Genomic DNA, 20,479 nt, shown 5'->3' with positions numbered 1-20,479 from the left:
TCACCGCTGAACAGGGGTGTCCGATGCTGATCTCACCGGATCCGAGCACCGACGCGCGGACCGCCGTCGCCACGCGGAGCGGCGACCCGGCCCCGCCCCGGACGCGCGTCGTCGGGGTGGACGTCGCCCGCGGCGCGGCGCTGCTCGGGATGATGGCCGTGCACGTCCTGGACTCGTTCGACGAGCAGGACGCGCCCACCGCGACCACCCTCGTCGCCGCAGGCCGCTCGGCAGCGACCTTCGTGCTGGTCGCCGGCGTCAGCCTGGCGTTCCTCTCGGGCGGACGCCACGTCGTGCGGGGCTCCGCGCGGACGGCGGTGGCCGGCGGGCTGGTGGTCCGGGCCCTGCTGATCGGGGCGATCGGTCTCGCGCTCGGGACGCTCTCGGAACGCAACGGCGTGGACGGGATCCTGCCGTTCTACGCCGTGCTGTTCCTGCTCGCCGTCCCGCTGATCGGCCGCCCGCCGCCCGTGCCGGCAGGCGTGGCCGCCGCGGTGGCCGTCGCCGGGCCGGTCCTGCTGGTCGCCGCGGCCGGGCTCCCGCTCCCGGAGCCCGACTCCGACCCCACGTTCACCGCCCTCGTGCAGGACCCGCTGGGGGTGGCGGCCCAGCTGTTCGTCACCGGCGCCTACCCTGTCGTCGTCTACTTCGCCTACCTCTGCGCCGGGCTCGCGATCGGGCGGCTCGACCTGGCCTCGCGCCGGGTGGCGTGGTGGCTGTTCGGCGGCGGCGTCGCGCTGGCCGTGCTGGCCCGGCTGGTGTCCGCGCTCGTGCTGTACCCGCTGGGCGGGTTCGCCGCGCTGATGTCCGGGAGCGCATCCGGCGACACCGCCGCCGAGACGGCCCGGATCCTGCTGTGGGACCCCGACCCGGCGACGTCGTGGTGGTACCTGGCGCTCCCGGCCCCGCACTCGGGCACGACGGTCGACCTGGTGCACACCCTCGGCAGCGCCGTCGCGGTGCTCGGTGCGGCGCTGCTGCTGACCCGCCCCGGGATCCCGGCCCGCCTGCTGGCGCCGTTCGCGGCGGCCGGCAGCATGGCCCTCACGCTGTACTCCGCGCACCTGGTCCTGCTGGCCACCGGCGTGCTGGAGGACGAGCCCGTCGTGCTCTTCGTCCTCATGGTCGTCGGCGCGGGCGTCTTCGCCGTGGTCTGGCGGCGCTGGCTCGGTCAGGGGCCGCTGGAGCGGGTCGTCGCGATCGTCGCCGGGACGGCGCGCCGCCGGCTGGCCGAGCGGCTCTCCCGCCGACCCGGCGACCCGCCCGCGGACCGCGGCGCCGCCGCACGGGGGACGCGCGTGGCCCAGTTCGTGGTGCCGGTGGCCTGCGCGGCAGCGGTGGCCCTCGCCCTCGTCCTGGTGGCCCGGCCCGCACCGGAGTCGGTGGAGGGCGAGGTGGCGGGCGCCGGGACCGTCGCCGCGCCGGCGCCGCCCGCCGCGGCCGCGCCGCCACCGGACCCCGCGCCCGCCGTCGTCGCCGACCCCGGCCCCGGCCCCGCACCCGACCTCGACCGGTACTGCGTGCTGTCGGAGCAGGTCGACGCGGCGGACGACCAGCACCCCGACGATCCGGTGGCGTTCATCGGTGAGGCGCGCGGCCCGCTGGCCGACATGCCGCGCGTGGCGCCCGCCGAGATCCGCGACGCGGTCGCCGTCTCCGTGGCCGACACCCTCGCCGAGGCGGGCGAGCCGGGGGTGCAGGCCCCCGACGAGGGTGCGCTGGACCAGGCGGAAGAGCGCATCGACTCCTACGAAGAGGAGAACTGCCCGTGACCGCAGGAGGGATCGCTGACGAGGTGGTGGCGCCGACCGGGCGCGGGTGGATGCGGTCGGCGGACCCGCCCGCCTCGTTCACGATGTGGCGCTACCGGGAGCTGCTGCCCGTGCCCGACGGTCCGATCCGGTACCCGCTGCCGATCGGCGGCACGCCGCTGCTGCCCGCGCCCGCGCTGCGCCGGGCCTGGGGCCTGCCGCAGCTGTGGATCAAGGACGAGACGCGCAACCCGACCGCCTCCAACAAGGACCGCGCCACCGCGCTCGTGATCGAGGGCGGCCTGCGGCGCGGGGTGGACACGATCACGACCGCGTCCACCGGGAACGCGGCCGTGGCCACCGCGTTCGGGGCCGCGGCCGCCGGGATGCGGGCCGCCATCTTCGTCTCCACCGACTGCCGGCCGGAGAAGCTGGCGCTGATGACCCAGGCCGGTGCGCGGGTCTTCCGGGTCCGCGCGGGCTACGCGGCCGCGGTCGACCTCTCCCGCGCCGCCGCCGCCGCGTTCGGCTGGCTCGACCGCAACACCGGGGCCAACCCGGTCACGCTCGAGGCGAAGAAGACCGTCGCGTTCGAGGTGTGGGAGCAGCTCGGGCGCCGGGTCCCGGACGTGCTGGTCGCCCCGGTCGGCGACGGCCCCACGCTGGTGGCGCTCGACAAGGGCTTCGCCGAGCTCGAGAGCCACGGGCTCGTCACGCGGCGACCGCGCCTGATCGGGGTCCAGGCGCAGCCGTGCCAGCCGCTGGTGCGGGCGTGGCGGGGGGAGCCCGTCGGGCCGGCGGATCTGGATCCCGCCGCCACCGTCGCCGACGGCATCGCCGTGATGCGCCCGGCCATCGGCGACGCCGTGCTGGACGCGGTGCGCCGCGGCGGCGGGGCCATGGTGGCGGTCACCGACGAAGCGCTCCGGGGCGCGGTCGCGACGTTGGCCGCCACGGCCGGCGTCGGCGCCGAACCCGCGGGGGCGGCGGCCCTCGCAGGGCTCGCCGCCGCCGTCGAGCTGCGCCGGGTGGGCCGGGAGGAGACCGTGGTCCTGCTGGTCACCGGCCGGGAGGTGACGGCGGGCGGGCCCGCGGACCCGGCGCGCGTGGCCGTCGTCGAGACGCTCGACGAGGTGGAGCGGGCAATGGCGGGCGGCTGATGGCCGGCCGCATCCTCCTCGTCGAGGACGACCCGACCATCGGGGAGGTGCTCACGTCGAGCCTGCGCAGCCACGCCTTCGAGGTCCGGTGGGAGCGGACGGGCGCCGCGGGCCTCGCAGCGGCCGCCGCCGTCGACCTCGTGCTGCTGGACCTCGGGCTCCCCGACCTCGACGGCGTCGAGGTCTGCCGGCAGCTGCGGCGCGGCCAGCCCGGCTGCGTGATCGTCGTCCTGACCGCCCGGTCGGCGGAGATGGACGTCGTCGTGGGCCTGGAGGCGGGCGCCGACGACTACCTGGTCAAGCCGGTGCGGCTGGCCGAGCTGCACGCGCGCATCCGCGCCCACCTGCGGCGCAACGAGGGTGCCGCCGGGCCGGCGCCGGTACGGGCCGTCGGTGACCTCGTCGTCGACGTGACCCGCCGCCGGGCGGGCGTGGGCGGTCGGGAGCTGCGCCTGCGGGCGAAGGAGTTCGACCTGCTGGCCCGCCTGGCCGCGGAACCGGACGTGGCACTGAGCCGCGAGACGCTCATGTCCGACGTGTGGGACGAGCACTGGTTCGGCTCGACCAAGACGCTCGACGTCCACGTCGCGGCGCTCCGCCGGAAGATCGGGGAGGTCGCGCCGCCGGCGTCCGCCCGCGTTCCCGCGATCGTCACCCTGCGGGGCTACGGGTACCGGCTGGAGCTGGGAGAGCCCGCGGACCGGCCGAGCGGTCGGCGGGCAGCAGGAGGGTGAACATCGGGGGCGACGGCCGGGTCAGGCCCAGGCGGCCCCCTTCCGCCTCGGCCAGCCGGCGCGCCAGCGCCAGGCCGATCCCGTGCCGGCCCCGCTCCCGGTCGACGCGCCGGTCGAACAGGGTGCCCTCGGCGTCGTGCACGCCGGCTCCCTCGTCGCCCACGTCGATCGCGACCGCGTCGGTGGCCTCCCGGACCGCCACCGTCACCGTGCCCTCGCCGTGGGTCGTCGCGTTGTCCACGAGCACCGCGAGGATCTGCCGGACCGCCGCGGCCGACGCGCACGGGTCCGGGGTGTCCGGATCGACGCTCAGCGCGAGGTCGCGGCCCTGGAGCGCGAGGCGCCCGCTCCACTCCGACGACATCGCGGCCAGCAGCGCGGAGAGCTCGACCGTGCCGCCCGGGATGGCCCGCTGGTCCCGGGCGAGTGCGAGCAGCTCGTCGATGGTCGACTCCAGGCGGTCCGCGTCGACGAGGCTGGCGGCGATGGCGGGTGCGAGGTCGCGGCCGGGCGACTCGAGGGCCGCCTCGAGCCGCAGGCGGAGCCCGGCGAGCGGGGTGCGCAGCTGGTGCGACGCGTCGGCGGAGAACGCGCGCTCCCTGGCGAGCAGGGCGTCGAGGCGACCGGCGGTGGAGTTGAGGGCCGAACCGACCGAGTCGATCTCGGCGATGCCGCCCGGCCGCGTGCGCACGCTGAAGTCGCCGTCGCCGAGCCGCCTGGCGGCGACGGCCAGGTCCTCGAGCGGGCGCGCGAGCCGCCGGGCCTGTCGCCGTCCCACCAGCCACGCGGCGCCCACGGCGAGGGCCGCCAGCGCTGCCATCGCCACCCACACCAGCGCCACCGTCTGCAGGGCGGCGCTGCGGGGAACGGCGGCGCGCACCGCACCGATCACGTCGTCCTCGTGCGTGACCGGCACCGCGACGACGAGGTCAGCGCCGTCCATCCTGCTCCCCGCCCTGCCCTGGAGGGCCCGCGCGACCTCGGGTCCGCCGTCGGGCGGCCCGGTGGCGCTGAGCCGGTCGCCGTCCGAGTCGTACACCGACACCCGGACCGAACGGGGTACCTCGACGTTCGCGACCTCGTCCTCGTCGTAGACGTCCGCGGCCACCCTGATAGCCACCGCGCGGGCCGTCTGCGCGAGCTCGCCCCGCTCGACCTGCATCGCGTACTGGAGCACCGCCACCGCGAGCGGCACCCCGAACAGGCCGATGGCCAGGGCGGACGCGCAGACGGCCAGGCCGATGATTCGAGTGCGCACGAGCGTCGCCTCCGATCCGTGGCCGCCGTGTCCCACAGGCTGTGCTCTGCGCGGCGGCCAGGACCGTTACCTCACCCGCCCGGTCAGTTCATGCTGGGCACCGCACCGCGGCGTGCGAGGGAGGGCGCGGCCCCGACCGGGGCCTGCCCCGGCCACGGCGCCAGCTCGAGCAGCGCGGCCCCGCTGCCGCGCGGGGCAGCGGGGGAGATCTCGAACATCCGGGTCTTGAAGATCGTGTCTGCGCCGTCCTCGACGGCCGCACGCGGCGGCGGGAGGCACCGGGTGCTGATCACCCCGCGCGCCGCGGGCGCCGTCAGGGCCGCCCGCAGCCGTGCCAGCACGGCGTCGAGGTGCGCGTGCCGCTCCGCGAGCCGCCGGGGCAGGTGGGCGCGAGCGGCCAGCAGCTGCGCCCCGTCCCGGGCGTCCACCCGGTCGCTGCCGCTCCACGCCAGCGCGAGGAAGCAGCTCGCCGGTGCCGGCGGCTCCGGGACCCGTGCCTGGTCGATGCGGTCGGCGTAGTTCACGAGGAGCGCTCGCAGCACCGCGTCACGCGTGATGAGCTCGAAGGCTGCGAAGCGGAGGTCCATCGTGATCGTCCCGTCGGTTGCGGTGTCCGCGGTACCTCACGTCCGGCGCGCAAGGGCGCCGGCGCCGGTTCCCTACGCTATGCGATCGGCCGCTAACGGGAAACCTCGCGAAGGCAAGGTGTCGGCAAATTGCCGCACCAGGAGGCATGCGGCCCGATCAGGCGTACTGCCGGAACACCGGCTTGACCGGTCGCCCGCCCATCCACGGCGTGGGGTCGCCCGCGTCGAGGGCCTTGCGGTACACGGCGCACGCCTGCGCGACGACCTCGACGGTGCGGTCGACGTCGTCCTCGGTGAGCGCGGCGCTGACCACGAAGGAGGGACCGATCACCCCGCCTGCCAGCAGCTGGCGCAGGAACAGGGTGCGGTAGGGCTGCGACGGCTTCCCCTCGACGTCGAGGGTCGCGAAGACGAGGTTGCTCGTGCGCCCCCTGACCAGCACGTGCTCGGCGACGCCCATCCCGGCGGCGACCTCGCGGACGCCCGCGGCGAGCCGTTCCCCCAGCGCGTGCAGCCGGGCGGCGCTGCCCTCCGCGGCGTAGGTGTCCATGACGGCGATCGCGGCGGCGAGGGAGTGGGTCTCGGCGCCGTGCGTGGTGGAGAGCAGGAACACCCGTTCCCGGTCGGTGCGCAGGCCGCCGCGTTCCATGAGCTCGCGCTTGCCGGCCAGCGCGGAGACGGCGAAACCGTTGCCGAGCGCCTTGCCGAACGTCGACAGGTCCGGCGTGACGCCGTAGACGCCCTGGGCGCCGTGCTCGGACCAGCGGAACCCGGTGATCATCTCGTCGAAGACGAGGACGACGCCGTGCCGGGTGGCGAGCTCGCGGACGCCCTCGAGGTAGCCGGGCGGCGGGTCGGTCTGGGTGGCGGCTTCGAGGATCATGCAGGCGATCCGGCCCTCGTGCTGGTCGAGCAGCGCGGCGAGGGCGCCCAGGTCGCCGTAGGGGAAGGTGACCGTGGCCTGCTCGGGGATGCCGGCGTTCATGGGCGTGCCGCCGATGAACCAGTCGTCGGTGGAGAAGAACGGCTGGTCGTGGCAGAGGGCGACGAGCGTGCGCCCGGTGGCGGCGCGCGCGAGGCGGATGGCGGCGGTGGTGGCGTCGGAGCCGTTCTTGGTGAACTTGACCATCTCGGCCGTGGGGACGGTCTGCAGGAAGCGCTCTGCGGCGTCCACCTCGATGGCGGCGGGGCGGACGAAGTTCGTGCCGCGGTCGATCTCGCGGCGCACCGCCTCCACCACGCGCGGGTGGGCGTGGCCGAGCGCGACGGCGCGCAGGCCGGAGCCGTACTCGATGTAGGAGTTGCCGTCGACGTCCCACACGTGCGCGCCGCGGCCGTGGGAGATGACCGGCGCGAGGTCCTGGGGGTACTGGTCGTCGCCCTTGGCGTAGGTGTGGGCGCCGCCGGGCACGGCGGCGTGCAGCCGCTCGTTGAGCGCGGCCGACCGCGGCAGGGACGGGTCCGGGAGCGTCATGCATGCACCTTCGTCGTTGCGGGTCGCGTCGTTGCGCGTCAGCTCGAACGGTTCTCCTCGGCCATGATGGACCCGTGCCCGGCGTGCGCCCCATCGAGGTACCCCACCGCGGGCCGAGCCCGGTGCGCCGCTGCGCGCTGCTCCTCTCGGGAGTGCTCCTCGCGTCCTGCGGCGCCGCGACGCCCGGCCCTATCGTCACCGGTCCGGTACCGCAGGCGTCGTGCGAGGGGACGGGGATGGGCGAGCACTCCTACGTGACCGCGGTCGGCGCGGACGGCCGGTACTTCGAGGACCAGCACGGCACGCCGCTGCTCGTCTTCGGCGACTCCCCGTGGGCGGGGCCGGTGCGCTGGTCACCGCCGCAGGCGGAGCACTACTTCGCGAACCGCGAGGCGCACGGCTTCAACGCCTCGATCGTCTCGCTGATCGGGTCCCGCGCCAACGGCGGGCCGGGCGACGACGGGCGCACCCACGACGGGATCCTGCCGTTCGTCGGCGGCGACGTGACGCGCTGGAACGAGCCGTACTGGCAGCGCGTCGACGAGCTGGTCCGGGCGGCGTGCGCCCACGGGAACACACTGTTCCTGTACCCGATCGACGGGTGGACCGTCAGCACGGTGTTCCGCGGCGCCGCACCCGAGGACGCCCACCGGTTCGGCGTCATGGTCGCCGAGCGCTACGCCCGCTTCCCGAACATCGTGTGGATGACCGGCGGCGACCACTTCCCGCACGACGTGACGGGCCGGCACGACTCGCCGCCCGAGCACGACGCGAGGTTCGAGCAGGTGCTGCGGGGGATCCGCTCCACCGGCGACACCCGGCTCTTCTCGATCCAGCTCGGGTACCCGGCGTCGGTGTCCACCGACAGCCCGATGTGGGAGCCGCACGTCGACTTCAACTTCGTCTACACCTACCTCCCCACCTACCGGGCGGTGCTGGACGGCCACGCCCGGGACCGGCGCCCCGCCCTGCTGATGGAGGCGAACTACGAGGGCGAGAACAACCTGCCCGGCACCCCGGTGACCGACGACGAGGTCCTGCGCCGGCAGATGGGGTGGGCGCTGACGTCGGGCTCCCCGGGCTACTTCTACGGCTCCGACGACTGGGAGCTCCCGCCCGGCTGGGAGACGCGGCTGGACACCCCGGCCGTCGGTCAGCTGGGGCGGATGCGGGAGTTCTTCGCGGCGCTGCCCTGGTGGGAGCTCGCTCCCGTCGAGCCCGGCGAGGTGATCGTGGCCGGGCGCGGGGAGCCCGTCGGGAGCGACGCCGAGGTCGGGGTGATGGCCGACGACCACGTCACCGCCGCCCGGACCGGTGACACGCTGGTCGCCTACGTCCCGACGGCCCGCACGCTGACCGTGGACCCCGCGACGCTCGCGCAACCGCCGACCGCGCGCTGGGTCGACGCGGCGGACGCCACGGCCCCGCCGGTGGAGGCGCGCCTCGACCCGCCGGGAGCGGTCACCACGCCGGGGCGGAACGCGGCGGACGGCGAGGACTGGCTGCTGGTGCTGCGGCTGCGGTCGTAGCGGGCACCGCCCCCACCGCGGTCGAGGTCGACGTGAGCGCTGTCGGAAGGCCACGCCCCCCGTCTGCGCTCACGCCCCCCGTCTGCGCTCACGCCCCCCGTCTGCCGCGACGCACCCCGTCGACGGGGTGCGTGAGCCGAATCGGGGTGCGTGAGCACGCGGTCCGCGCCTACTCCGGGGTTTCCTGACGGGCAGGGCGGGTTGCGGTGGCGCGCCGTTCCCGGCTCGGGACCAGCTGCCCCACCCCACGTCCAGGTGTCGCTCGCAGTCGGCCCCGGCGCCCTGCCGGACCTCCAGTGGCGAGGGCGGCCGGGTTGGCACCACTACCGAATATCGTGATCGCCCTGGCAGCCGTCCCCAACCTGGCTCCGGCCGGTCCACGACGAGCCCGTCCCCGCCGGGTGCCACTCATCCGGCGGTGGTTCCGTTCAAGAACCCCTCCGAAGCGCCCCTGATCAGCGAAGCAGGGACCAGGGCCGCACCCATGCAGCCGCACCCATGCAGCAGATGTCCCATTTCCGCCGATCACGAGCCTCGATGCGCCCCGGGCCGGTCCGATGATCACCGGGGCGGGGTGGATCGGGACCACAGCCAGGTGCGCACCCACCCGGCAGCGACGTTCTCGTCCGGAACAGGCCTGGGCCAGGTCGGGAACGGCCGCCCGGCCAGCCACGATATTCGGTACTCGGCCCAACCCGGCCACGTCGCCGACGGGCGGCGCAGGGGAATCGGCCGACCGCGCCGGAGACCACGGGCGAGGGCGGGCGGCAGTGGCCTCGAGCCGGGAACGGCGCGCCCACAGGAGAATCCACCGCCACATCGACACCATGAGTCTGCGCCGCAGGCCGGAGACCCATGACGTCGATCGGGTCGCGCACTGCCGCGTTCCGCAGAAGGCGGGAACGGCCATGATCAGCAGAAGCGGTGGGAGCGCGACAGATCTGACGCCCTGGAGCGCGACAGATCTGACGCCCTGACACCACTCCTGGCGATCACCGCGGAGGAGAGCAGCTAACCCCCGAGGAACGCGAGCGAGATCGCCGGGACGTAGGTCACGACTGCAGCACCGTCATGCCCGACATCCCGCTGGCCACGAACAGGTTCAGGGCCGGCTGACCGCGCTGACGTCTACGTCGGGCGCGCGCTGTCCGCTCACACGGCCATGATGGTGTCGTGGCGCTGCCCGTCGACGTGTCCGACCGCGAGGCCGAGGTGCTCGCGGCCGTCGGGGCGCACCTGAGCAACGCCCAGATCGCCGGGCGCCTGCACCTGTCGGTGCGGACCGTCGAGGGGCACGTCTCGTCGCTGCTGCGCAAGTACGGCGTCGCCGACCGCCGCGAGCTGGCCGCCCTGGTCGGCCCGGACGCGGGCGCGGCGCCCCCGCCGGGCGGCGTGGCCGGGCTCCCGGTGGCGCGCACCTCGTTCGTCGGGCGGGGAGCGGAGCGGACCGCGATCCTCGCCGCGCTGGCGCGGGAGCGGCTGGTCACGCTGGTCGGCCCGGGCGGCGTCGGGAAGACCCGGCTCGCCGCGGTGGTCGCCGCGGAGGTCACCGAGGCGGCCGCGTTCCCGTTCGGCGGGGCGTTCGTCGACCTCGTGCCCGCCCGCGAGGACTCGGTGGCGCAGGCCGTCGCCGCCGCGCTGGGCGTCGCGGAGGGGCCGCAGCAGCCGCTGGAGGCGGCGATCGCCGGGCGCCTGGGCCGCGGCCGCTCGCTGCTGGTGCTCGACAACTGCGAGCACGTCGTCGACGCGGTCGCCGGGTTCGCCGAGCGCGTCCTCGCCGCGTGCCCGACCGTCACGCTGCTCGCCACGAGCCGGGAGCGGCTCGCGGTGCCGGGGGAGCGGGTCGTGGCCGTCGGGCCGCTCCCGCTGGGATCCGACGCCGAGCGGCTCTTCGCCGACCGCGCGGTGGCCCCCGTCGAGCCGGGCGCCGTGGCCGACCTGTGCGCCCGGCTCGACGGGCTGCCGCTGGCCATCGAGCTGGCGGCGGCCCGCAGCGCCGCGCTCGGCGGGCCCGGCCTGCTCACCGGGCTGGGCGACTACCTCCGCCTGCTGGCCGGCGGGCGCGGTCGGGCGGTGCGGCACCGGTCGCTGCGCGCGGTGCTCGGCTGGAGCCACGACCTGCTCGACGACGAGGAGCGCCGCCTGTTCCGGGCACTCGCCGCGTTCGTGGGCGCGTTCGACCTCCCGGCTGCCGCGTCCGTCGCCGGCCTGGAGCTCGCGGTGGCCGCCGACGTGCTCGGCAGGCTCGTCGACAAGAGCCTCGTCGTGCACGAGCGGGGCCGGTGGCGGCTGCTCGCGACGGTGCGGGCGGTGGCCGCGGACAAGCTGGCGGAGGCGGGGGAGACCGCGCAGGTCCGGGCGCGGCACCGCCGGTGGGCGGTCGCGCGGGCCGACGCGCTCACCGGCTCGCCGCGCACCGGTGACGGCTGGCGCGAGGAGGTCGACGCCGCCCTCGACGACCTGCGCGACGCGCTGGCCGCCTGCCCGCCCGGCCCGGACCCCGACGGCCACGCGCTGGCCCGCGCCCTCGGGTGGATCACCCACGCCCGCGGGTTCCTCGACGAAGCGCGCCGGCGCTACCTGGAGGCGCGCGGGCACGCGGGCGGCCCGGACGAGGCGGCCCGCGACCTGCGCTCGGCTGCCGACTGCGCGGAGGTGGGCCACGACTCCGGCGGCGCGTTCGACCTGCTCGTCGAGGCAGGCCGAACGGCCGCGGACGGGAACGCGGCGGCGGTCGCGCTCGCCCGGGCCGTCGAGCTGGCCTGCCGCTGCCCCGCCACGTTCGCCGTCGAGGTTCCCCACGAGCGGCTGCGCGCGCTGCAGGCCGACGCGGCGGCCGCCTGCGACCGCCGCGACCCGGTGGCCACGGCCCGGCTCGCGATCGCCGCGGCCTGGAACGCGGGTCCGCGCAAGCTCGCACCGGCGCGGGCCCTCGCCGAGGAGGCCGTCGCCGCGGCCCGGCGCACCGGCGAACCGCTCCTGGTCAGCGCCGCGCTGGGCGCGCTGCGGGGCGCGGCCGTGGAGGAGGGCCGGCTGCGCGAGGCGCACCGGATCTGCACCGAGCGGCTGGATCTGCTGCCCGGCATGGACCCCACGGACCCGCAGGACGCCGCCGAGATCGAGGACGTGCTCGCCGTCGCCTGCGCGGACGCGGTGGCGGTCGGGGAGCCGGGGTCCGCGCTGGACGTCGCAGGCCGGATCCTGGACGCCGACGTGCACGGCGACTCCCCGCACCTCGCGCTGAGCACCGTGCTCCCCGCGCTCGTGCTGGCGGGCGAGATCGACCGGGCGCTGCGGCACGCGCCCGCGATGTGGGCGGGCTGGGAGCGGGCCGGGCGCCCGCCCGCGGTGTGGATGCCGGTGGCGGCGCGGTTCGCCGCGCTCGCCGCGGCGCTGCGCGGCGACGACGCGCAGGCCGCGCTCTGGGACGCCCGCGCGCGGGAGGCCGGCACCGCGAACGTGTTCCACGCCCAGCACGCGCCGCTCGCGGTCTTCACGCAGGCCCGCGCGGCCGTGCACGCCGGTCGCGCCACGCGGGTGCGCCCGCCCGAACCGGCCGCCGGCCGCTACCACGCCTACGCCGTGGCGGCGCACGCCGAGCTGGCCGTCGTCGCGGGGTGGCCGGACGCGCCCGCGCGCCTGGACGCCGCGCGCCGGGAGGCGGGCGCGCACCCGTGGGCCGTCGCCTGCCTCGACCGCGCCGCCGGGCGCCTGCACGCCGACGAGGCGGCCCTCGCCGCGGCCGTCGCCGGGTTCGAGCGCATCGGCGCCCGCCTCGAACGCGCCGTCACCCTGGCTCTCCTGCCCCCGCGGGCCGAGGAGGGCGCGGCCGAGCTGGCGCTGCTCGGGGTCCGGGTGCCGCAGCCGGCCCCGTCCTCCTGAGCGGGGGGAGCGGAGCGGACCGTCCCCGGGCACGTGGTGGTCGGGTGGTGGTCACGTGCTCGTCCCGGGTCCGCCCGCGCCGCCGCCGGGGCACCGTGGCGGGGAGACGACGAGGAGGAGGTGCGCCGTGCAGTGGACGTTGGAAGTGGTGCAGGTCCCGGTGTCGGACGTGGAACGCGCGAAGGCGTTCTACGCCGACCGGGTCGGGTTCACCGTCGACCTCGACGTGGCGAGCGACGCCGAGCACCGGTTCGTGCAGCTCACCCCGCCGGGCTCGGGGTGCTCGATCCAGCTCTCGACCGGCTACCACGACGACCTGGTCCCGGGGTCGCTGCGCGGGCTGGTGCTCGTCGTGCCCGACGTCCACGCCGCGCACGCCCACCTGGCGGCGGGAGGGGTGGCGACGAGCGGGGTCGTGGTCAGCGAGGACGGTGAGACCTTCCGCCCCGCGCGCGAGGGGGACGCTCTCGACAACGTGGGGTTCGTGCACTTCGCCGACCCGGACGGCAACCGGTGGTCGGTGCAGCAGATCAGCAGCCGGGCGGGCGTGACCCACGACCTCACCGTCACCCGCCTGCTGGAAGCGCCTGTCGAGCAGGCGTGGAAGGCCTGGACCGAGCCCGAGTACGTCATGCGCTGGTGGGGTCCGACCGGCTTCACCTCACCGCTGGCCGAGCTCGACGTCCGGGAGGGAGGCACGTCGCTGGTGTGCATGCGCGCGCCGGCCGAGTACGGCGGCCAGGACATGTACAACACCTGGACCTACCGCACGGTCGTGCCGCATGAGCGGCTCGAGTTCGCGCTCGACTTCACCGATGCCGACCGCGCGCCGCTCGACGACGCGTCCATCCCGCCCGGCGTGCCCCGCGCCGTCCGGCACGTGGTGACGCTCCGCCCGGTCGACGGTGGGCGCACCGAGCTCACCGTGCAGGAGTTCGGCTACGGCACGGCCGAGGCGCGCGACGTGTCCCGGGCCGGGTTGGAGCAGTGCCTGGACAAGATGGAGTCGCTGTTCCGGGACGGCTGGGCACCGCCCGCCGGATGAAGTGCCCGCAAGGGCGTCGACTATCGTTCCGGCACGTGAGCGTGTGGGAGACGATCCTCTTCTTCGTGGTGCCGTCAGTGGCGTTGTACCTGGGTATCGTGCTGCTGGTCGTCGCACCGCGGATGGCTCGGCGGCCCCGCTACCGGGTCGGCCAGCCCTGGCCGCACGCTCCCATCTGGTGGACGGCCAACCCGCAGGGCGCGCAGCTTCCGGCCGCCGACCACCACCCGACCGCTGTGACCGGAGCGCGCGCCGGCACCGAGCGAGGAGGTGCCCGTGGCAGCTGGTGAGGTGACCCCCGGCAGCACGACCGACCACGGCGGCACCGGCACCGCCGTCGCCCGCCCGGAGAGCGACGAGCTGCCGGACGGCGCCGTCGTCACGGCGTCCGGCCGGATCTCGCAGGCGGAGGAGTTCGAGGAGCCCTCCCGCGCCGACGAGCCGTTCACCCCGGTGCAGCTCGCCCGGCTCGACGAGGCGCTCACGCTGGCCAGCCGCGAGACCGGCCTGCGGTTCAGCGTCTACCTCGGCGACCTCGGGCCGGAGCCGCAGGCGCGGGTGGCGCAGCTGCACGACGAGCTCGAGGGCTCGGACGAGGCGGTGCTCATCGCGGTCAGCCCGGGCCAGCGGGTGGTGGAGGTCCTCAGCGGCGGCGAGGCGCGGGTGCGCCTGCCCGACCGCGGGGCGAAGCTCGCGGTGATGAGCATGGTGGCCTCCTTCAAGGAGGGCGATCTGCTCGGCGGGCTGCTCAGCGGTCTGCGCATGCTCGCCGACCAGGCGGGCGGACGCCCCCGCACGCGCTGACCCACCGCTCACCGACGCGGTCCGTCGTTTCCCCGCCGACCCCGAACGGGTACTCCCCACCGTCGGCGACGACGCGACGTGCAGCACGACCGGTAACAGATCGACCGTAACCTCCGAGCTTGTACCGGAGTTGGTGATGGTCGACTTCATGGCTCCGGTCGCATACTGTGCGTGCACGCCCCCTCCAGGGCACGGACTGATGAAGGGCAGGGACCCACATGGGTGATGCGGCATCGGGGCACTCGGCCGGCGCAGGGCAGCGACGCGGCCGCGCACACAGCGCAGGCTCCTCGGTCCTCACGCCACCCACGGGCATGCCCTCCCTCTCCGATCTGGACACCTCCCTCCCGACGCAGCGCACCTCGTCACCGCCGGTTCCGGCGGACGTCCCGCCGCCGCCCGTCCAGCGCACCGTCGTCGACCCGTGCACCTGCGGGCACGGCCAGGCCGCGCACGAGCACTACCGGCCCGGCAGCGACTGCGGCACCTGCGGCCGCCTGGGCTGCGCGGAGTTCCGGCCCGAGAACGGGTTCTTCCGGCAGCTCTGGCGCAAGATCACCGCTAGTTCCTGACCCCGGGTTCCGGCCGGCCCGGCCGGTCGGCGACCCATTCGACCCAGGTGCCGTGCCCGTCGGTGAACGCGAGCGGGGTGCGTCCGTCGCGGACGAGGAGGAACGCGTCGGTGCCCGCGCGCGGCGCCGGTGCGTCGCGCAGGTCGGTGAGCACGCCCGGGGCCTCGTTGGACAGCCAGACCGCGCCCAGGTGCCCGACCGCGTCGGCGAACTCCCGTCGCCGGTCCGGGTCGACGTAGTGCAGCACGGCGGAGTGGAAGACGACCAGCGTGGCGTCCGAGGGCGCCTGTGCTGCGAGCGCCGGGAGGTCGTCGACGAGGTCGCCCCGCACTATGCGCGGCGGGTCGCGCCGCGCGACCGCCGCGGCCGCAGCCAGACGTTCCTGCCGGCCGTGCTCGCCGGGCCATACCAGGCAGCCCAACCACGCGAGGTCGTCCGGGTCGGTGACGTCGAGCGGGTTGAGGTCGAGGCCCGCGCGCCAGACGACGCGGGGGAGCTCGGCGGGCACCGGAACCGGGCCCACCGGCCGGCAGCGCAGGACGGGGGCGCCCGGATCGCCGTTGGTCAGGGTGTGCCCGTCGTAGTCGTAGCGGTAGCGGTCCGGCAGCAGGGTGAGCCCGGCGCTGGCGCCGACCTCGAGCAGGGCCAACGGCTGCGGTAGCGCGGCGAGGGCGGGGAGCAGGGTGGCGCACCGGGCGGGCTCGTTGGTCTGGGTGCGCCGCGAGAGCACGACGTCGGTGAGCTCGGCCGGGCGCTCGAGCACGGCCGCACGCAGCCCGGCGTAGCTGCCGGGGAGCCCGACGAGGTGGCGCACCGCCGCGAACAGCAGGTTCGGCTGCCGCTTGGGCTCGGGCAGGGTGGCGAGGAAGGCCAGCACGCCCGGATCGCCCGCGATCGCGCGCGCCCACCGCTCGTAGAGCGGTGAGCGGCCGCGTGCCTCCACGTCGGCGAAGCGCCGGTACCGCTGACCGGTGCCGGTCAGCACGTCCTCGTCGACGATCCTGGCCTCCCCCTACGCGCTACGAGCGGTCGAACTCGCGCGCACCCAGTGCCCGGACGATCCCGGCCCGGCCCTCGGACACCAGCCGCCGCAGCGCAGGCGGGTGCGACTCGTCGGCGAGCCACGCGTCGGCGGCCTCCACCGTGGACTTGTCCACCGCCCACGACGGGAACAGCCCGACCACCACCTGCTGGGCCCGCTCGCTCGTGCGCCGCTCCCAGACCTCGGCCACCTCGGCGAAGTACCGCTCCACGTACCCGCCGAGCATGCCGCGCTGCCCCGGGTGGGAGAAGCCGCTGATGATGGCCTCCTGCACCGCGTTCGGGACCTCGTCGTCGTGGACCGCGCGCTTCCAGGCCCGCTCCTTCGCCTCCGCGGTGGGGACCAGGGCGCGCGCCCGCTCGGCCTGGCGCTGGCCGGTGGACGTCGGGTCGCGCCGCAGCTCCTCCTCGATCTCGGCCTCGCCGGCGAAGCCGTGCGCCGCGAGGGCGTGCAGCAGCCGCCAGCGCAGGTCGGTGTCGATGGTGAGGCCCGCAGGCACGTTCTCGCCGTGCAGCCACTCGCGCATGCCCTCGAGCACCGGCGTGTAGAGCACGCTGGAGGTCAGGGCGTTGACGGTGGCCAGCTGCGCGTCAGAGCCCGCGGCCGCGGAGTCGAGACGCAGGAGCAGGGAGTCGACGAGCATCGGCCAGCCGCGTTCGGCCGCCCACGTCTCGTCGGCGTAGGAGGTGATCGCGGTCTGCGCCTGCAGCAGCAGCCGCTGCACCACGCCGATCTCGGTCTCGGCGCCGAACCCGCCCGCGACGAGCGTGGCGAAGTCGCGGGCCTTCAGCTCGGCCTCGCGGGTCATCTCCCACGCCGCCGACCAGCACAGCGTGCGCGGCAGCGGATCGGCGATGTCGCCGATGCGGTCGACGAGCGTGGCCAGCGAACCCGGGTCCAGCCGCAGCGCGCAGTAGGTGAGGTCGTCGTCGTTGACCAGCACCAGCTGCCCGCGCGGCACCCCCACCAGCTCCGGCACGTCGGTGCGCTCGCCGTTGACGTCCACCTCGACGCGGTGCGTGCGGACCAGCTTGCCGTCCCGGTCGTCGTAGACGCCCACCGCGAGGCGGTGCGTGCGCAGCTCACCGGCGCCGGGACGGGCCCCGCCCTGCACCACGGCGAACCGGGTGAACCGGCCCTCGGCGTCGACCTCGAACGACGGGCGCAGCAGGTTGAGCCCGGTGGTGCGCAGCCACTGCGCGCCCCAGCCGGACAGGTCGCGGCCCGACGCCTCCTCGAGCGCGCCGAGCAGGTCGTCGAAGGTGGCGTTGCCCCAGGCGTGCGCGGTGAAGTAGCTGCGCAGCCCGGCGAGGAAGGGCTCCAGCCCGACGTAGGCAACCAGCTGCTTGAGCACCGACGCGCCCTTGGCGTAGGTGATGCCGTCGAAGTTGACCTCCACCGCCTGGAGGTCGGGGATGTCGGCGGCCACCGGGTGCGTGGAGGGCAGCTGGTCCTGCCGGTACGCCCACGACTTCTCGACGTTGGCGAACGTCGTCCACGCGTTGCGGTACTCGGTGGCCTCGGCCTGGCAGAGCACCGACGCGAACGTGGCGAACGACTCGTTCAGCCACAGGTCGTCCCACCACCGCATCGTGACGAGGTCGCCGAACCACATGTGCGCCATCTCGTGCAGCACGGTCTCGGCGCGCCGCTCGTAGAGGAAGCGGGTGACGCGGGAGCGGAAGACGTAGTCCTCCAGGAACGTCACCGCGCCGGCGTTCTCCATCGCGCCCGCGTTGAACTCCGGCACGAACAGCTGGTCGTACTTGCCGAACGGGTACCGCACGCCGAAGTTGCGGTGGTAGAAGTCGAACCCCTGCTTGGTCTCGGTGAAGAGCCGCTCGGCGTCCATGTGCTCGGCGAGCGAGGCCCGGCAGTAGATCCCCAAGGGGATGCCGTCGTGCTCGTCGCGCCACTCCGCGTACGGCCCGGCGATCAGGGCCACCAGGTAGGTCGACATGATCTCGGTGGTGGCGAAGCGGTGCACCCCGCCCTCGACGCTCTCGGCGGCGGCGTTGGAGACGACCTTCCAGTCCTGCGGCGCGGTGACCGTGAGCGTGTAGCGCGCCTTGAGGTCGGGCTGGTCGAAGCAGGCGAACATGCGCTTCGCGTCGGCCGTCTCGAACTGCGAGTACAGGTAGACCGCGCCGTCCACGGGGTCGACGAAGCGGTGCAGGCCCTCCCCGGTGTTCATGTACCGGCCGGTGGCCTCGACGCGCAGCTCGTTCTCCGCGGCGAGCCCGGGCAGCGCGATGCCGTCCTCCTCGCGGTAGCCGGAGACGTCGAGCGGCTCGCCGTTGAGCGTGGCCGAGGCGACCTCGGCACCCACGAAGTCGATCCAGCTGTCGGTGCCGGGCTCGGCGCGGAACCGGACGGTCGTGGTGGTCGCGAACGTCGCCGCACCGGGCTCGCCGGAGCCGTCGGTGAGGTCGAGCTCGACCACGTAGTCGGCGACCTCGAGCTGCGCGGCCCGGCGCTCGGCGTCGGTGCGGGTCAGGTTGGGCGGGGCCATGCGGACTCGGCACTCCTGTATCGGTGGACGCTCGGACTGGCTGCCGATCCAACCACGAGCGCGTGCGGGGCGCCGGTGAGATCGCGCCGTCGCGGAATGCCGGACCCACCCTTCTGGTTGGTGCCGTCGAACCGCCCGCCGCAACCCGAGGAGCTTGCCGTGTCGAGTGCCGTGTCCACGGAGACCGCCCGCGTCGACTTCTGGTTCGACCCGCTCTGCCCGTGGGCCTGGATCACCTCGCGCTGGATGCTGGAGGTGCGCGAGGTCCGGGACGTCGAGATCCACTGGAACGTCATGAGCCTCGCCGTGCTGAACGAGGGCCGCGATCTGCCCGCGGAGTACCGCGAGATGATGGACCGCGCATGGGGCCCGGTGCGCGTCGCCATCGCCGCCGCCCGCAACCACGGCCAGGAGATCCTCGAGCCGCTCTACACCGCCTTCGGCACCCGCATCCACGACGGGGGCAACAAGGACTTCGACGTGGTGATCAAGGAGTCGCTCGCCGAGCTCGGCCTGCCGGCGAGCCTCGCCGACGCCGCCACCAGCACCGACCACGACGAGGAGCTGCGCGCGAGCCACCACCGCGGCATGGACCCGGTGGGCCTGGACGTCGGCACCCCGACCATCCACGTCGACGGCACCGCGTTCTTCGGGCCGGTCCTCTCCCGCATCCCGCGCGGCGAGGACGCCGGGAAGGTGTTCGACGGCGCCCGGCTGCTCGCCGACTACCCGCACTTCTTCGAGCTGAAGCGCACCCGCACCGAGGACCCGGCGTTCGACTGAGCCGGCCTACGCGCGGCCGATGTTGATCTGGACCGACGTGCGGATCTCGATGCGCCGGCACGCCTCGGCGAACAGGTCCGCGGTGTAGGCGATGGAGTCGAGGGTCCAGTCCGGGGCCACGGTGTCGAACGTGACCGGGTGCCGGCCCTCGCCCATCCAGAACTCGGTGACCTCCGGCAGGAGCTGCATGTGCTCCTGCCGGGTGCCCGGCTCGACCGCGAACCGTTCCGGCGCCATCAGCATGACGAGCTCCGACAGCTGCGCCGCCACCCGCGGCAGGACCGCGTCCTCGCCGCTGTCCAGGGTCACCCGCAGGCGCGTGCGGGAGGCCGGATCGCAGGGGGTGAACCAGTTCGGCACCGCGGAGCGGAACGCCGGCGCGCCGGCGTGCTGCACGGGTACGAGGAACTGCACACCCTCCAGGCCCAGTCGGCCCACCCGGGCGACGGAGTCGACCGCGCACGTCAGCAGCGGATGGAACGGGAACGCCACACCCGACAGCTCGCCCTCGCCGGTCCCGACCTGGAACCAGGCGACCCGACCCGCGCCGGTCGTCTCGCCCGCGACGTCGAACCCCGCGTCGTTCATCCCCCAGAGGACGGGACGACGAGCCTCGGCGGCCGAATGCGACCACCCCATCATCTCGGCGCGGTTGACGAAGAGGTGCCTACCAACGCGGTGGCGTCAGTAGCGCGCGATCACCGCGTCGCGCAGCACGCCCGTCTCGATCTCCATCTCCCGGACCCGGTGCTTCACGAGGTCCCCGATGCTGACCATGCCCACGACCCGCCCGTCGACGACCACCGGAAGGTGCCGGTAGCGGCCCGCGGTCATCCGGGCCATCGCGTGCGCGACGGTCTCGTCCGGGTCGCAGGTCTCGACGTAGCGGGTCATCACCTCGCTCACCGGCATGGTGAGCAGGGCGGCGCCGTGCTTGCGCAGCGCGCGGACGATGTCGCGTTCGGAGACGATCCCCTGGATGGAGTTCGACTCGCTGACGAGAACCGCCCCGATGCCGAGCCGGCCGAGGCGGTCGACCACCTCCGCCACCGTGAGCCACGGCAGCACGGAATGGACGTCGCGTCCCTTGGTGTCGAGGATGTCGGCGATCTTCATCGTTCCCCCTTCACATCCGGCTGCGAACGGTTCCATGGTCCTCCTCCCGGCGGCGTCGTGCGGGCTCGCAGCGGTGCGCGTCACCCGGAAAGTCGCACCATCCGTCCGCGATGTCGGGGTCGGTGCGCCGAACGGTCACCGATCACGATCGTGAACGGTCGCGGGTGATCGCGACGATCCCGTCGCCGGACCGCTGACCTGCTGACGAGGGTGCCCGGATCGCGGAGACC

At 75.0% G+C, this 20,479-nt stretch carries 17 protein-coding genes; 10 read left to right on the top strand and 7 right to left on the bottom strand.

Going from position 1 to position 20,479, the window contains the following annotated elements:
* Nucleotides 1-23: 23 nt before the first annotated feature.
* The 3 genes from FB558_RS07500 to FB558_RS07490 are packed head-to-tail and all read left to right on the top strand — an operon-like array spanning nucleotide 24 to nucleotide 3,645.
* Nucleotides 24-1,772, top strand: a complete 1,749-nt coding sequence (locus FB558_RS07500; protein ID WP_142049494.1) for a heparan-alpha-glucosaminide N-acetyltransferase domain-containing protein — start codon at nucleotides 24-26, stop codon at nucleotides 1,770-1,772.
* Complete coding sequence (locus FB558_RS07495) at nucleotides 1,769-2,911, top strand: pyridoxal-phosphate dependent enzyme (protein WP_246106298.1); 1,143 nt, start codon at nucleotides 1,769-1,771, stop codon at nucleotides 2,909-2,911. Before FB558_RS07500 ends, FB558_RS07495 begins: the two co-directional genes overlap by 4 nt.
* Nucleotides 2,911-3,645: a response regulator transcription factor gene (locus FB558_RS07490; protein ID WP_142049492.1), complete on the top strand. Its 735-nt coding sequence runs from the start codon at nucleotides 2,911-2,913 to the stop codon at nucleotides 3,643-3,645. Before FB558_RS07495 ends, FB558_RS07490 begins: the two co-directional genes overlap by 1 nt.
* Here the strand turns inward: FB558_RS07490 and FB558_RS07485 are convergent.
* The 3 genes from FB558_RS07485 to FB558_RS07475 form a co-directional block, all read right to left on the bottom strand.
* Nucleotides 3,563-4,903 (bottom strand): sensor histidine kinase, encoded by a 1,341-nt coding sequence (locus tag FB558_RS07485; RefSeq protein ID WP_142049489.1) that lies wholly within the window; start codon nucleotides 4,901-4,903, stop codon nucleotides 3,563-3,565. The genes FB558_RS07490 and FB558_RS07485 overlap by 83 nt on opposite strands.
* Before the next feature lie 83 nt (nucleotides 4,904-4,986).
* The gene (locus FB558_RS07480) at nucleotides 4,987-5,490 is read right to left on the bottom strand and encodes a hypothetical protein (protein WP_142049486.1); all 504 of its coding nucleotides are present in this window, start codon (nucleotides 5,488-5,490) and stop codon (nucleotides 4,987-4,989) included.
* 157 nt (nucleotides 5,491-5,647) lie between these two features.
* Nucleotides 5,648-6,964, bottom strand: coding sequence for a glutamate-1-semialdehyde 2,1-aminomutase (locus FB558_RS07475; protein WP_142049483.1), 1,317 nt, complete (start codon nucleotides 6,962-6,964; stop codon nucleotides 5,648-5,650).
* Nucleotides 6,965-7,038: 74 nt separating this feature from the next.
* On the opposite strand from FB558_RS07475, the gene FB558_RS07470 reads away from it, so the two are divergent.
* From FB558_RS07470 to FB558_RS07445, 6 genes are all read left to right on the top strand, one after another.
* On the top strand, nucleotides 7,039-8,493 hold the full coding sequence (locus FB558_RS07470) for an apiosidase-like domain-containing protein (protein ID WP_211366177.1): 1,455 nt from the start codon (nucleotides 7,039-7,041) through the stop codon (nucleotides 8,491-8,493).
* A gap of 1,173 nt (nucleotides 8,494-9,666) precedes the next feature.
* Nucleotides 9,667-12,375 (top strand): ATP-binding protein, encoded by a 2,709-nt coding sequence (locus FB558_RS43860; RefSeq protein ID WP_142049480.1) that lies wholly within the window; start codon nucleotides 9,667-9,669, stop codon nucleotides 12,373-12,375.
* Between the two features lie 127 nt (nucleotides 12,376-12,502).
* Complete coding sequence (locus FB558_RS45470) at nucleotides 12,503-13,420, top strand: SRPBCC domain-containing protein (protein ID WP_142049477.1); 918 nt, start codon at nucleotides 12,503-12,505, stop codon at nucleotides 13,418-13,420.
* A 35-nt stretch (nucleotides 13,421-13,455) separates the two neighbouring features.
* On the top strand, nucleotides 13,456-13,710 hold the full coding sequence (gene ctaJ, locus FB558_RS07455) for an aa3-type cytochrome oxidase subunit CtaJ (RefSeq protein WP_142049474.1): 255 nt from the start codon (nucleotides 13,456-13,458) through the stop codon (nucleotides 13,708-13,710).
* Nucleotides 13,697-14,224 carry a DUF5130 family protein gene (locus tag FB558_RS07450; RefSeq protein WP_142049471.1) on the top strand — a complete coding sequence of 176 codons (528 nt, stop codon included), beginning with the start codon at nucleotides 13,697-13,699 and terminating at the stop codon, nucleotides 14,222-14,224. Before ctaJ ends, FB558_RS07450 begins: the two co-directional genes overlap by 14 nt.
* Before the next feature lie 314 nt (nucleotides 14,225-14,538).
* Nucleotides 14,539-14,796, top strand: a complete 258-nt coding sequence (locus FB558_RS07445) for a hypothetical protein (protein ID WP_142049468.1) — start codon at nucleotides 14,539-14,541, stop codon at nucleotides 14,794-14,796.
* Here the strand turns inward: FB558_RS07445 and FB558_RS07440 are convergent.
* Together FB558_RS07440 and pepN are read right to left on the bottom strand one after the other, a co-directional pair.
* Nucleotides 14,786-15,781: a DUF2332 domain-containing protein gene (locus FB558_RS07440; RefSeq protein ID WP_211366175.1), complete on the bottom strand. Its 996-nt coding sequence runs from the start codon at nucleotides 15,779-15,781 to the stop codon at nucleotides 14,786-14,788. The two genes, FB558_RS07445 and FB558_RS07440, sit on opposite strands and share 11 nt — an antisense overlap.
* Nucleotides 15,782-15,815: 34 nt before the next feature.
* A complete protein-coding gene (gene pepN / locus FB558_RS07435; RefSeq protein WP_142049465.1) occupies nucleotides 15,816-18,350 on the bottom strand; it encodes an aminopeptidase N in 2,535 nt (844 codons plus the stop codon).
* A 159-nt stretch (nucleotides 18,351-18,509) separates the two neighbouring features.
* Here pepN and FB558_RS07430 point away from each other — a divergent pair, with 159 nt between their 5' ends.
* The gene (locus tag FB558_RS07430; protein ID WP_281288561.1) at nucleotides 18,510-19,133 is read left to right on the top strand and encodes a mycothiol-dependent nitroreductase Rv2466c family protein; all 624 of its coding nucleotides are present in this window, start codon (nucleotides 18,510-18,512) and stop codon (nucleotides 19,131-19,133) included.
* A 6-nt stretch (nucleotides 19,134-19,139) separates the two neighbouring features.
* Here the strand turns inward: FB558_RS07430 and FB558_RS07425 are convergent, their stop codons facing one another.
* Nucleotides 19,140-19,721, bottom strand: a complete 582-nt coding sequence (locus FB558_RS07425; RefSeq protein WP_142049459.1) for a hypothetical protein — start codon at nucleotides 19,719-19,721, stop codon at nucleotides 19,140-19,142.
* Between the two features lie 96 nt (nucleotides 19,722-19,817).
* A complete protein-coding gene (locus FB558_RS07420) occupies nucleotides 19,818-20,249 on the bottom strand; it encodes a CBS domain-containing protein (RefSeq protein WP_142049456.1) in 432 nt (143 codons plus the stop codon).
* Between the last annotated feature and the right edge of the window lie 230 nt (nucleotides 20,250-20,479).

The organism is Pseudonocardia kunmingensis (assembly GCF_006716445.1).
Lineage (GTDB): Bacteria > Actinomycetota > Actinomycetes > Mycobacteriales > Pseudonocardiaceae > Pseudonocardia > Pseudonocardia kunmingensis.
The sequence above is the reverse complement of the archived record's forward strand: the minus strand, read 5'-3'. Positions and strand labels throughout refer to the sequence as shown.